At 70.0% G+C, this 11,168-nt stretch carries 10 protein-coding genes and 1 pseudogene; 4 read left to right on the forward strand and 7 right to left on the reverse strand.

Annotation, left to right across the window (positions count from 1 at the left end):
• Positions 1-46: 46 nt before the first annotated feature.
• Together ETD85_RS33255 and ETD85_RS33260 are read right to left on the reverse strand one after the other, a co-directional pair.
• Complete coding sequence (locus tag ETD85_RS33255) at positions 47-2,029, reverse strand: sensor histidine kinase (RefSeq protein ID WP_138693771.1); 1,983 nt, start codon at positions 2,027-2,029, stop codon at positions 47-49.
• A 72-nt stretch (positions 2,030-2,101) separates the two neighbouring features.
• Positions 2,102-3,310 (reverse strand): MDR family MFS transporter, encoded by a 1,209-nt coding sequence (locus ETD85_RS33260; RefSeq protein WP_138693772.1) that lies wholly within the window; start codon positions 3,308-3,310, stop codon positions 2,102-2,104.
• 59 nt (positions 3,311-3,369) lie between these two features.
• Between ETD85_RS33260 and ETD85_RS33265 the strand changes: the two genes are divergently transcribed.
• Entirely contained in the window at positions 3,370-4,335 is a 966-nt protein-coding gene (locus tag ETD85_RS33265) for a DUF5937 family protein (protein ID WP_138693773.1), read from the forward strand.
• Positions 4,336-4,391: 56 nt separating this feature from the next.
• Here ETD85_RS33265 and ETD85_RS33270 read toward each other — a convergent pair whose 3' ends face one another.
• Together ETD85_RS33270 and ETD85_RS33275 are read right to left on the reverse strand one after the other, a co-directional pair.
• Complete coding sequence (locus ETD85_RS33270) at positions 4,392-5,366, reverse strand: terpene synthase family protein (protein WP_138693774.1); 975 nt, start codon at positions 5,364-5,366, stop codon at positions 4,392-4,394.
• Between the two features lie 8 nt (positions 5,367-5,374).
• Positions 5,375-5,920: an EF-hand domain-containing protein gene (locus ETD85_RS33275; protein WP_138693775.1), complete on the reverse strand. Its 546-nt coding sequence runs from the start codon at positions 5,918-5,920 to the stop codon at positions 5,375-5,377.
• A 151-nt stretch (positions 5,921-6,071) separates the two neighbouring features.
• On the opposite strand from ETD85_RS33275, the gene ETD85_RS33280 reads away from it, so the two are divergent.
• Positions 6,072-7,433 (forward strand): glutamine synthetase family protein, encoded by a 1,362-nt coding sequence (locus ETD85_RS33280; RefSeq protein ID WP_138693776.1) that lies wholly within the window; start codon positions 6,072-6,074, stop codon positions 7,431-7,433.
• Positions 7,434-7,487: 54 nt separating this feature from the next.
• Here the strand turns inward: ETD85_RS33280 and ETD85_RS33285 are convergent, their stop codons facing one another.
• Together ETD85_RS33285 and ETD85_RS33290 are read right to left on the reverse strand one after the other, a co-directional pair.
• Positions 7,488-7,832 carry a YciI family protein gene (locus ETD85_RS33285; protein WP_138693777.1) on the reverse strand — a complete coding sequence of 115 codons (345 nt, stop codon included), beginning with the start codon at positions 7,830-7,832 and terminating at the stop codon, positions 7,488-7,490.
• Between the two features lie 337 nt (positions 7,833-8,169).
• The gene (locus ETD85_RS33290) at positions 8,170-8,931 is read right to left on the reverse strand and encodes an SDR family oxidoreductase (RefSeq protein ID WP_240779597.1); all 762 of its coding nucleotides are present in this window, start codon (positions 8,929-8,931) and stop codon (positions 8,170-8,172) included.
• 97 nt (positions 8,932-9,028) lie between these two features.
• On the opposite strand from ETD85_RS33290, the gene ETD85_RS33295 reads away from it, so the two are divergent.
• Together ETD85_RS33295 and ETD85_RS33300 are read left to right on the forward strand one after the other, a co-directional pair.
• On the forward strand, positions 9,029-9,658 hold the full coding sequence (locus ETD85_RS33295) for a TetR/AcrR family transcriptional regulator (RefSeq protein WP_240779598.1): 630 nt from the start codon (positions 9,029-9,031) through the stop codon (positions 9,656-9,658).
• A 170-nt stretch (positions 9,659-9,828) separates the two neighbouring features.
• A pseudogene (locus ETD85_RS33300) lies at positions 9,829-10,655 on the forward strand (transposase family protein).
• Here the strand turns inward: ETD85_RS33300 and ETD85_RS63460 are convergent.
• A partial coding sequence (locus ETD85_RS63460; protein ID WP_206058855.1) for a hypothetical protein occupies positions 10,652-11,168 on the reverse strand: 517 nt, incomplete at its 5' end. The pseudogene ETD85_RS33300 and the gene ETD85_RS63460 sit on opposite strands and share 4 nt — an antisense overlap.

The following is an 11,168-nucleotide window of genomic DNA, read 5'->3' on the forward strand; positions in this document are numbered from 1 at the left end:
AGGCGTAACTGTAGAGGGAGAACGTGTCTGGGTATATGGCGAAATTTCACAGTGGAAGATCGGCGTGGACAGTGGTGCCCCCTCCTTCTGCTTCCCGTACGACGCAGGTGCCCCCGAGCTCGGCGGCCCGCTCGCGCATCGAGGTCAGCCCGACGCCGGGGCGCGCGTCCGGCGGCATCCCGGCCCCGTCGTCGGTGACGGTCACGCGCAGGCAGTCGTCGCGACGCAGCGTGATCGCGATCCTGGTGGCGCCCGCGTGCTTGCGAGCGTTCGTGAGCGCCTCCTGGACGATCCGGTACGCGGCCACCTCGGCCGCCGCGGGCAGCCCGGTCAGGTCGCCGTACGTCTCGACCGGCTCGTGGACCGACCCCGGGGCCGATCCCCGGGCCGATGCGTGAGCCGGCTCGTGGGCCGGGCCCTGGGCGAGCTCGCGCACCGCCCCCGCCAGGCCCAGCTCGTCCAGCGCGGGCGGGCGCAGGCCGTACACGAGCTGCCTGATGTCGCCGCTCACCGCGTCCATGCCGGCCCGCAGCCCGGCGAGCAGCCGGTCGGCGCTCTCCGGGGAGCTGCGCATGGTCAGGCGCGCGGTGTTGATCGACATGGCCATGCCGGTGAGTGACTGGCCGAGCCCGTCGTGCAGGTCGCGGCGCAGCCGCCGCCGCTCCTCCTCGCGGGCGGTCAGGATGCGCTCGCGCGAGCGCTGCAGCGCCGCCGTCAGGCGCACGGCGTGGGCGGCGTCGGCGATGTACGGGGTCAGCGTCGCGATCACCCGCTCGTCGTGCGCCGCGGGGAACCTGCGCCGGTCCGTCGGCCCGATCAGCAGCAGCCCCACGGGCTCCCCGTGCCACACCAGCGCGATGACCTTCGCCGGCGGAGGCGGGCCAGGGTCCGATGACGCCGACGGGTCCGGCGGGTCCGGCGGGTCTGATAGGTCCGGGTTCGTCCGGAGAGATCCTGAGACGGTCGTCGTGCCGTCCAGCTCGACCGCCGTGCCGGTCACCGACAGGCCCTCGCGCAGCACGTCCAGCGTGGCCAGCAGCCCGTGCACCGGGTCGGTGTGCTGCAGCCGGTGCCGCAGGCGCCTGGCCAGCGCGCCCGGCACGCCGGTGCTGCCGTACAGCAGCCGGTCCACGCCGCGCTGCAACAGCCGCCGCACCGGCTGGAAGGCCGCGCCGGCGAACACCGCGGCCGCGATGCCGGCGATCCGGTCCACCTCCGACAGGAACACGCTGGAGGCCGCGCTCACCACCACGTAGACGCCGGTGACCACGATCGCCAGCCCGGTGCCGACCAGCGCCCTGCTGATCAGCGTGTCGATCCCGAACAGCCGGTAGCGCAGCACCGCCACCGCGATCGCCGCCGGGATCAGCGGGATGGCCAGGGTCGCCACCCACCAGACCGGGTCGCCCAGCATCCACGGGACCAGCAGGCCGGGCAGCGTCACGAGCAGCCACAGGAGCTGACGGCGCTCGGCCGCGTCGCCGCGCGCGAAGCGTACGACGAGCGAGGTGAACGCCAGCACCATGGCCGCCGACACCATCCAGTGCGCGGCTTCCCTAAACGTTTTCTGCCCGGACAGCACGGTCACCCAGTCGAGCGCCATGCCCGTGACGGCCAGCGCCACCACCGCCCGCCACCGCTTGGACGGCAGGGTGCCGACCGGGTAGCAGAGCGGCAGCAGCACGCCCAGCGTGAGCTGCAGGACGTGCCAGGTCAGGTTGACGATCGGCCAGCCGCTCGGCGGCCCGGCGTACAGGAGCAGGTGGAGGTTCGCGGCCAGGATGTTGGCCGCGGCGCACAGCCCGCCGACGCACAGCAGCCAGCCGATCACCAGCCGCGGCCTGCTGTGCACCAGGATCGCGCCGAAGACGGGGAAGGCGGTGCCCGCCATGTCCTCGGGCGCGAAGGGAAGCGGCGTGTACGTCGGCTGCGGCAGTTGCGCCGTCACCCAGATGTCGGTGAGCTCAAATGCGACGGCGAGCGTGGCGATGCCGATCGCCACACCACGTGCCAGACCTTCGCGGCGCATCCGACCCGTCCTTCCCACCCCAGTGCTGGGTGGAAATTACCGGCAGCGCGCCAATATCCGATCAAAATTTTCTCAACGTCGCCGGATCGCGGGTCCGAGCAGCAGCAGCCCGGCCGCCGACAGCACGCCGATACCGCCGACCGAGAACCACAGCGCCCCCGTGCCGATCTCCAGCAGCGGCCCGCCGAGCAGCGGCGCCAGCACCCCGGCCAGCGACCAGGCGAACCCGAACAGTCCCGCGTACCGCCCGCGCAGCTCCGCCGGCGCCAGCGCGGCCACGACGGCGCCGGGGATGCCGGCCGTGATGATCTCGCCCACCGTCCACACCGCGATCGTGGCGGCCAGCCCCAGCGTGCTCGTGACGAACGCGGTCATCGCGAACCCGGCGCCCATCACGGCCATGCCCAGCGCCAGCGTACGGGCCGCGTCCCTGCGCCCCAGCCAGCCGGACACCAGCGGCTGCACGACGACGATCAGCACCCCGTTCAGGGCCATGGCCAGCCCGTACTGTCCCGGCGAGAGCTTCACGACCTCGGTCATCGCGACCGGCAGCATGGTCATCGTCTGCATGTAGACCAGCGCGTTGCCCAGGATGACCACCGTGAAGCCGACCATGACCCGGTCGCGCAGCACCACGCCGAAGCCGCCCGCGGACTCCCTGGCCGCGGGCCTGGTCTCCGGGACCGCCCGCCAGACCAGCACGGCGAAGACCACGCTCGACACCGCGTCGATCCAGAACAGCCAGACGAACCCGAGCCCCGCCAGCCAGCCGCCGGCCGTCATGCCGACCGCGTAGCCGAGGTTGATCCCCCAGAACAGCAGCCCGTACGCGCGGGGCCGCTCGACCGGCGAGACCAGGTCGGCGACCAGGGCGTTCGATGCGGGCCGGTAGACGTCGACGACCAGGCCGAGCACGAACATCGAGGCCAGGATCGCCGGCAGCGAGGTGCTGTAGCCGAGCGCCAGCATGCCCGCGGCGGTGGCCAGCATGCCGCCCGACAGCGTGGCCCGGCGCCCGATGCGGTCGGTGAGCACCCCGGCGAGCAGCTGCGACAGCAGCGAGCCCGCGCCGAACACGCCCATCACGAGGCCGGCCGTGGCCAGCGACAGGCCGCGGCTCTGGGTCAGGTAGACGCCGGTGAAGGGCATGACCATGGTGCCCAGGCGGTTCACGACGGTGCCGCCCCACAGGGCCCAGAAGGGACGGGGCAGGCCGCCCACCTTGGAGCGGAAGAACTGCGTGGTCTTCCGGGGCGGCCGGTCGACGGAGATGGTTGACACGTGACAAAGACTGATATTTACGGTTTTCTTGCGCGAACGATTTAGTGCAGACTAAAAAGATGTCCATCACCTGGGTCCTGACGCCGGAGGACGTGGCGCGCATCCGGTTCGCGTTCTCCCCGATGTGGGAGCTCGTGGCCAGCCTGCGCACCCTCCAGGGCCCCGCCAGGCAGTCCTTCCACCTGCCGTGGCTCAAGGCCGTCCGGCCCCTGATCGACGGCCTCGACCTGGCCGAGCTGTTCGCGCTGGTGCCGCCGAGCGGCTACATCGCCGACTTCATCACCCCGCCGCCCGACACGCCGATGCCGGAGTTCCGGGCGGAGCTGGCGCGGGTCAGGAACACGCCGCCCGACGTGGCGCGCACGGAGGTCGCGAAGATCGCGGGCATCGACCCGGCGCGGCTGGCGCGGTTCGCCGCGGACCCGGAGGCGGGCGTGGCCAGGGTCGCCGACGCGCTGGAGCGCTACTGGGAGACCTGCTTCGCCGAGTTCTGGCCCCGGGTGTACGGGCTGCTGGAGCGCGACGTCCTGCGCCGGACGCGGCAGCTCGCGCAGGGTGGCGCGCGGGAGCTGTTCGCCGGGCTCGACCCGGCCGTGGTCTGGACGGGGGAGCGGCTGCTCGTCGACCGGACCTCGTGCCTGCAGGACAAGCTCTACGGCGACGGCCTGGTGTTGGTGCCGAGCGCGTTCTGGTGGCCGTCGGTGGCGGTGATGTCGGCGCCGTACCAGTCGATGCTGGTCTACCCCGTGCTCGGCATCGGCACCCTGTGGGACGAGGGGCCGCCGCCCGCGCCCGGCGCGCTGGCGGCGCTCATCGGCAGGAGCAGGGCCCGGATCCTGGTCGCGCTCGCCGAGCCCAGCACCACCTCGGCCCTGGCCGGGCGCATGGAGCTGACGCCCGGCGCCGTGAGCCAGCACCTCGGCGTGCTCAGCGGCGGCGGGCTCACGGTGGGGATGCGGGTCGGCAAACAGGTCGTCTACCGCCGCACCCCCGCGGGTGACATGCTCGCCGCCGGTCAGGCGTAGAGCTCGGCTCAGGCGTAGTTCGGCTCAGGCGTAGTTCGGATCAGGCGTAGTTCGGATCAGGCGTAGCGCTTGGACTCCAGGAGCCAGTCGAGATGGGCGCGCGGCGCCGCCAGGTAGGCGCAGGCCACCTTGGCGGCGTCCCTTGCCTCCTTGGGCCCGAGGTCGTCCAGCGGCAGCAGCCTGGCGGCCTTGCGCATGTCCTGGCAGCGGCCGGCGATGCGGTCCAGCACCCAGGCGGTCGCCTCCCGCTCGCCCAGCCCGAGCTGGCGCATCGCGAGCACCACGAAGTTGTGCACGTCGCCGCGCTCCTTCGGCCGCGAGGCCACGTCGTTGCACCAGGCCGTGACGTCGCTGCAGGCCTCCACGAGCTGCTGCCAGGGCTCGCACTCGTGCACCCAGGCCGGCACCTCCACCCGCAGGCACGGCTCGACCAGGTCGTAGACGTACGGGCCCACGGTGCCCCTGCGCAGCGCCGGATATTCCTCCAGCGTCGGCATCCGGCCCGAGGCCCTGTTGTCGGCCTCGGCCCGGCAGGCGTCGTGCTGGCGCTGCAGCCCGACCGCGAACCTGGCCCGCCACTTGTCGCTCATCCGCGCGCTCGTCACCCGCCACAGGTCGGCGAAGGCCGCCTCCAGCGGATGGCGCGAGGCGCCCTTGAGCATGCCCTGGAAGATGTCCAGCGAGCACGAGCCCTCGTCCAGCTCGTCGTCCAGGTGGAACAGCCAGGTCAGCCACTGCGCGAACAGGGCGGCGGCGGCCGCGTCGAACTCGGCGAACGCCCGGCCGGCCATCCGGTGGAAGCCGACCTCGGGATCGGCCCGCAGCCCGGTCCGCCTGGCCCAGTCGATGACCGCGGCCTCGATCGCGTAGACGGCCGGGTGCATCCTGCACGGCGCCGCCATGGCGGGCACGCGCTCGGTGAGCGGCAGCAGCGCAAGCGCGGCCGAGCCGCCCCTGCGCGGCAGCGGCATCATGGAAGCCAGCGCCGAGCGCAGCGCGGTGCGTACCGTGGCGAACACGGTGGTGCTCATCGTGGCGTTCACAGCGGTCCGAAAAGCCAGTTGCCGGCCGCGTTCGGGTCGTCGCTGCGGTAATACTCGGCGGCGGCCAGGACCAGCTCGTCCACGGTGAGCGAGCCCCTTCCCGTCCGGTCGAGCCGGTCGAACGCCTCATCCACGTCGTCGTAGGCGATGCCGAACGCGCACAGCATCGTCCGGAACTCGCCCGGCCGGATGCTGCCGTCGTTGTCGCTGTCGCACAGCTCCGCCACCGCCACCGTGGCGGGTCTGAACACCGGGTCGTACCGGTCTCCCGTGACGAACGCCGCCGCCATCCCCGCACGGAAGTCCGCACGGGCGATGCCGGAGTCGCCGTCACGTTCGAGCGCGTGCGACAGAGTGGACCAGATGCCGTCGAAGCTGTCGACCAGGCTCGCCCCGGTGACCGACGTGGGGGACTCCCCGAAGCCCACCAGAATGCGGGCGCCCAGCCCCAGCAGGTCCTCACGCTCGACGACGCCGTTACCGCACGCGTCGATGTGGTCGAACGCCCGATCGAGCTTGTGATTGAGCAGGTCGATAGCCACCAATGCCTCCCCCGAGACTAACTGCGTGATCACAGTAAGTCTGGGCGGGCCCTTTGTCAGCGAGGCTCGCACCGGCACCCCCCGTAACGTGTGCGAAACACGGACACGGCATCCTGATAGAAGACCTGTACTGTCTTATCGAGGGGATGCCTTGGACCGCCAGCAGGAGTTCGTGCTCCGCACGCTCGAGGAACGCGACATCCGGTTCATCCGGCTCTGGTTCACTGATGTGCTCGGCTTCCTCAAGTCCGTCGCGATCGCCCCCGCCGAGCTGGAGGGCGCGTTCGCGGAGGGCATAGGGTTCGACGGCTCGGCGATCGAGGGTTTCGCCCGCGTCTACGAGTCCGACATGCTCGCCAAGCCCGACCCGGCCACGTTCCAGATCCTGCCGTGGCGCAGCGAGACGCCCGGCGCGGCGCGCATCTTCTGCGACATCCTCATGCCCGACGGCTCGCCGTCGCACGCCGACCCGCGCTGGGTCCTCAAGCGCACGCTCGCCAAGTGCGCCGACATGGGCTTCACCTTCTACACCCACCCGGAGATCGAGTTCTTCCTGCTGAAGAACCGCCCCGAGCCGGGCCAGCGGCCCGAGCCGATCGACTCCGGCGGCTACTTCGACCACACGCCGCACAGCTCGGGTCACGACTTCCGGCGCCAGGCGATCATGATGCTGGAGTCGATGGGCATCTCCGTCGAGTTCAGCCACCACGAGGGCGCGCCCGGCCAGCAGGAGATCGACCTGCGCTACGCCGACGCGCTGACCACGGCCGACAACATCATGACCTTCCGCCTGATCATGAAGGAGGTCGCCCTGGAGCAGGGTATCTGGGCCTCGTTCATGCCCAAGCCGTTCACCGAGCACCCGGGCTCCGGCATGCACACCCACATGTCGCTGTTCGAGGGCGACAGGAACGCCTTCTACGAGGCCGGCTCCGACTACCGGCTGTCCAAGATCGGCCGGTCGTTCATCGCCGGGCTGCTCAAGCACGCCGCCGAGATCACCGCCGTCACCAACCAGTGGGTCAACTCCTACAAGCGGCTCTGGGGCGGCGCCGAGGCCATCGCCGGCCTCGGCGGCGAGGCGCCCTCCTACGTGTGCTGGGGCCACAACAACCGCTCGGCCCTGGTCCGGGTGCCGATGTACAAGCCGCACAAGGGCGGCTCGACGCGCATCGAGTTCCGCTCGCTCGACTCGGCGTGCAACCCCTACCTCGCGTTCGCGCTGATCCTTGCGGCCGGGCTGAAGGGCATCGAGGAGAGCTACGAGCTGCCCGCCGCCGCCGAGGACAACGTCTGGACGCTGACCAGCGCCGAGCGCCGCGCCCTGGGCATCCAGCCGCTGCCCGGGTCGCTCAACGACGCGATCGAGGTCATGGAGCGCAGCGAGCTCGTGGCCGAGACGCTGGGCGAGCACGTCTTCGACTTCTTCCTGCGCAACAAGCGCAGCGAGTGGCGCGAATACCGCCGCCACGTCACCGAGTTCGAGCTCGGGCGCTACCTGCCGGTGCTGTAGCCGCAGCCGGTGACGGGGGCGGGCGGGGTGTCCCGCCCGCCCCCGTTCCCGTGCTCAGCCGTGGAACTCCCGCACCTCGATCGGCAGCAACGCGACCGCCCGCGCCATCTTGCGGGCCCAGCCGAGCGCGGTGTCCAGGTCGGGCGCCGTGATGACGGTGAACCCGCCGACGTGCTCCTTGCCCTCGGTGTAGGGGCCGTCGGTCGTGAGCACCTCGCCGCCGCGCAGCTGCACGACCTGCGCCTGTCCCGGCCGGTGCAGCGCGCCGGAGAAGACCCAGACGCCGGCCGACTTCATCTCCGCTTCGAGGGCGTTGAGGTCGCGCATGACGGGGTCCAGGATCTCGGGCGGGGGCGGGTCGCCGTCGGGCTGGAACATGGTGAGCAGATACCGCTTCATGAGACGTCCCTTTCCGTTTCTCGTTCTCACTGCTTACACGAACGGCCGCTGCCCGGATCGACACGTCCCGGCGAAAAAAAGCGGGCCACGCCATAGGGCGTGACCCGCTTCAGTGGAAATTCTTTACTTATTGAGGTGATCTCAACGAGAACAGGTCAAGCATCTGCGGTGTTATGCCGCCAAGCGCCATTGACGCGCACGAACCGGGATGCGGCGCGATGTTGTTGACGTACCCCTTGATGTGCAGAGCTGTCCGACCGCTTCGGTGGCCATCATCGTGGGTGACCCCTTTCCCCGGGGCGGGCCTGGAGGGCCGCTCCCGCCCCAGGGAGAGGGGTTACAATCTGGCGCCACCCGTCGCGTCGATTACCCTGCCGGTCACCCAGCGGGCGTCGTCGGAGGCGAGGAACGCCGCCACGTCGGCGATGTCCTCCGGTCGCCCGACCCGGCCCAGCGCGGCCAGCGACGCGGCGTAGGCCTCGGCTTCCGCGTTGCCGCGCAGCCATCCCGCGTTGACGTCGGTGTCGACGATCCCGGGGTGCACCGAGTTCGCCGTAATGCCCCTCGGGCCCAGTTCCTTGGCCAGGTTGAGGGTGAAGGTGTCCAGGGCGCCCTTGGTGGAGCCGTAGGCGATCATCTCCGGCATGGCCAGGCGGGCGACGCCGCTGGAGATGTTGATGATTCGCCCGCCGTCCCGCAACCGCTTCAGTGCTTCCCGCACGATGAAGAACGGCGCCCGGACGTTCACTGCGAAGACCTCATCGAATCCTTCCTCCGTGAGCGAGGCCAGGTCCGAGCTGAGGCCGATGCCGGCGTTGTTGACGATGATGTCGACACCTTCGTGAGGCGAGTGTTGTCCGATCTGCGCATCGAAGGCGGCCCAGAGCGCGGCCGCGTCTCCGTGCCTGCCCAGTTCCGTCTGTATCGTGAAGGCCCGGCCGCCGTCCTTGCGGATCCGCTCGATGACCTCGTTCGCCGCGGCTTTGTGGCGAGCGAAGGCGACGGCAACGACGGCGCCGTCCCGGGCGAGCCGCTCGGCGATGGCCCGGCCGAGCCCCCGGCTCCCGCCGGTGACCAGCGCGACCTTGCCTTCCAGCATGTACGTGCTCATAACGGAGGACCACCTCATTTATTGAGTGACTGATCAAGAAATACGGTAGCATGATTTCCTGAGTGGACGCTCTACAATGTTGGGCATGGGTGAGACGACTGCAAAGCGAGGACGTCCGCGTGCGTTCGACCGTGACGCGGCCATCGCCAAGGCCACCCGGCTTTTCTGGGAACGGGGTTACGAAACCACCTCGGTCAGCGAACTCACCGAGGCGATGGGCATCAGACCGGGCAGCCTGTACGCCGCCTTCGGCGACAAGAGGTCGCTGTTCAAGGAGGTGGTCCACACCTACGGGCGCTCAGCCGCCGGCGGGTTGATGAACGCAGCTCTCCAGGAAGAACCCACGGCCCGCCAGGCGTTCGCCCGCATCCTGCGCGAGGCCGCAGCGATCTACCCCGACCCCTCCCACCCGGCCGGTTGCCTGATCATCAGCGCCGCCACCAACGTCACCGCCCAGGACGATGAGATAGCGGCATTCCTGCGCGACCTGCGCAACGCCAATCTCACCGTCCTTCACGACCGCCTGTGCGCCGCACAGCAACAAGGCGAACTACCCTCCGACGCCAACCCCCGCGCACTGGCCGGGTACTTCGCCGCAGCAATCCAGGGGATGTCACAACGCGCCCGGGACGGAGCCGACGCGGCTGAACTGGCCGAGATCGCCGAACTGGCCATGGCCGCATGGCCCAAGCACGGGCCAGGCGCCCCAAGCTGACATACGACCTCGAGCGGGCAGCACCGATCACCACGCCGCACCTGCCTCTGCATGATTATCCGTACCCATTTCTGCACGTGAACCAGTACGCCGACACGATGTCCCTGAAATGAGCGTGGAGCCTCCGGTAGAAGAGGTCTCACCACAAGATCTCAACCGGAAAGCTCCACGTGATCACCTATCGTGCCACGCTCGACGTCTCCCGGGACCTGGTTCGCCATGTCGCCACCCTCCTGGCCGCCGAACGCCGCCGGCGCGGCACCCGCGCCGACACCCGGGCACTGACCTGCTTCGGCCAAGCCGTGCTGGTCCTGCGCTGGTTTCGCGACCGCACCGACCCCACCGCCCTGGCCCGTGACCACCACATCTCTCGCGCAACCGCCTACCGCTACCTGGACGAGGCCATCGAGGATCTGGCCGACCAAGTACCCGACCTGCACCAGTGCCTGCGCCACGCCCATGACCAGGGACTGCCCCACCTGATCTTGGACGGTACCGTCATCACCACCGACCGCTGTCGCGAGAAGATCACCAGCGTCAAAGGCGAGCCCATCGACCTGTGGTATTCGGGAAAGGCCCACCACACGGCGGCAACATCCAAGCGCTGTTCGCCCCCGACGGTATGCCGTTGTGGGTCTCCGACGTCGAGCCCGGATCGACCCACGACATCACCGCCGCCCGCATCCATGTCCTGCCGGCTCTGTATCCCGCCTGCGCCCGCGGCCTGCCCGTCCTGGCCGATCCTGGCTACGACGGTGCCGGGATCGGCGTGCGCATCCCCGTCCGCCAACCCGCCGACGGCAACGTCCTCGATGTCGACACCCGCACCCGCAACATGCTGCTGCGCGCGCTGCGCTGCCTGGGCGAACGCGGCTTCGCCCTGCTCACGCAACGCTGGCGCACCCTGCAGCGCATCACCGCCAGCCCCAGCAAGATCGGTGACATCGCCCGCGCCGCACTTGTCCTCACCCATTTCGAGCACGGCAGACTCATTTAAGTTGCTGAGATCACCTCATTGACGTACTTGTACAGGTATACCGCGGTCTTCTTGAGCTGGGCGGCCGAGGCCTTGCCCGTACGGTGCCTTTCCGCGATGGCGACGGCCTGCTTCAGCGTCGTCTTGCCGTGCACCTTGGCCGAGCCGTTGTACACGCCGTGCGCGTAGTTCAGCCAGGCGGCCAGCAGCTCGCGGTCGAGCAGCGCCTTGGCGGACTTGCTCGTCGGCTTGAGCACCTTGTACGCCTTGCCGAGCGAGCCGGCGTTGGTCAGCTCGGGGAAGATCTTGCTGCCGTTCTGGGCGAGGGCGAGGTAGCAGGTGAGCGTGGAGTCGCTCAGCGAGCCCTTGCCGCGCAGCATCTCGGTGGCCCAGGCCTTGGAGCTCAGCGGCTTGGTGCCCTTGCCGCGCACGCAGGTGTCGGGGACCGGGATCGGGTCACCGTCCACACCCGGGTTGTCACCGACGCCGGGGTCGTGCGTCGGGCTCTTGGTGGGGGTGGGCTGCGGCTTGGTG

The organism is Nonomuraea zeae (assembly GCF_005889725.1).
Lineage (GTDB): Bacteria > Actinomycetota > Actinomycetes > Streptosporangiales > Streptosporangiaceae > Nonomuraea > Nonomuraea zeae.

Bases quoted from the DNA above. Each gene is read 5' to 3' on its own strand.
- ETD85_RS33295 (WP_240779598.1), top strand. From the start codon at position 9,029: ATGGGTGAGACGACTGCAAAGCGAGGACGTCCGCGTGCGTTCGACCGT.
- ETD85_RS33255 (WP_138693771.1), bottom strand. From the start codon at position 2,029: ATGCGCCGCGAAGGTCTGGCACGTGGTGTGGCGATCGGCATCGCCACG.
- ETD85_RS33270 (WP_138693774.1), bottom strand. From the start codon at position 5,366: ATGAGCACCACCGTGTTCGCCACGGTACGCACCGCGCTGCGCTCGGCG.
- ETD85_RS33290 (WP_240779597.1), bottom strand. From the start codon at position 8,931: ATGCTGGAAGGCAAGGTCGCGCTGGTCACCGGCGGGAGCCGGGGGCTC.
- ETD85_RS33265 (WP_138693773.1), top strand. From the start codon at position 3,370: ATGTCCATCACCTGGGTCCTGACGCCGGAGGACGTGGCGCGCATCCGG.
- ETD85_RS33285 (WP_138693777.1), bottom strand. From the start codon at position 7,832: ATGAAGCGGTATCTGCTCACCATGTTCCAGCCCGACGGCGACCCGCCC.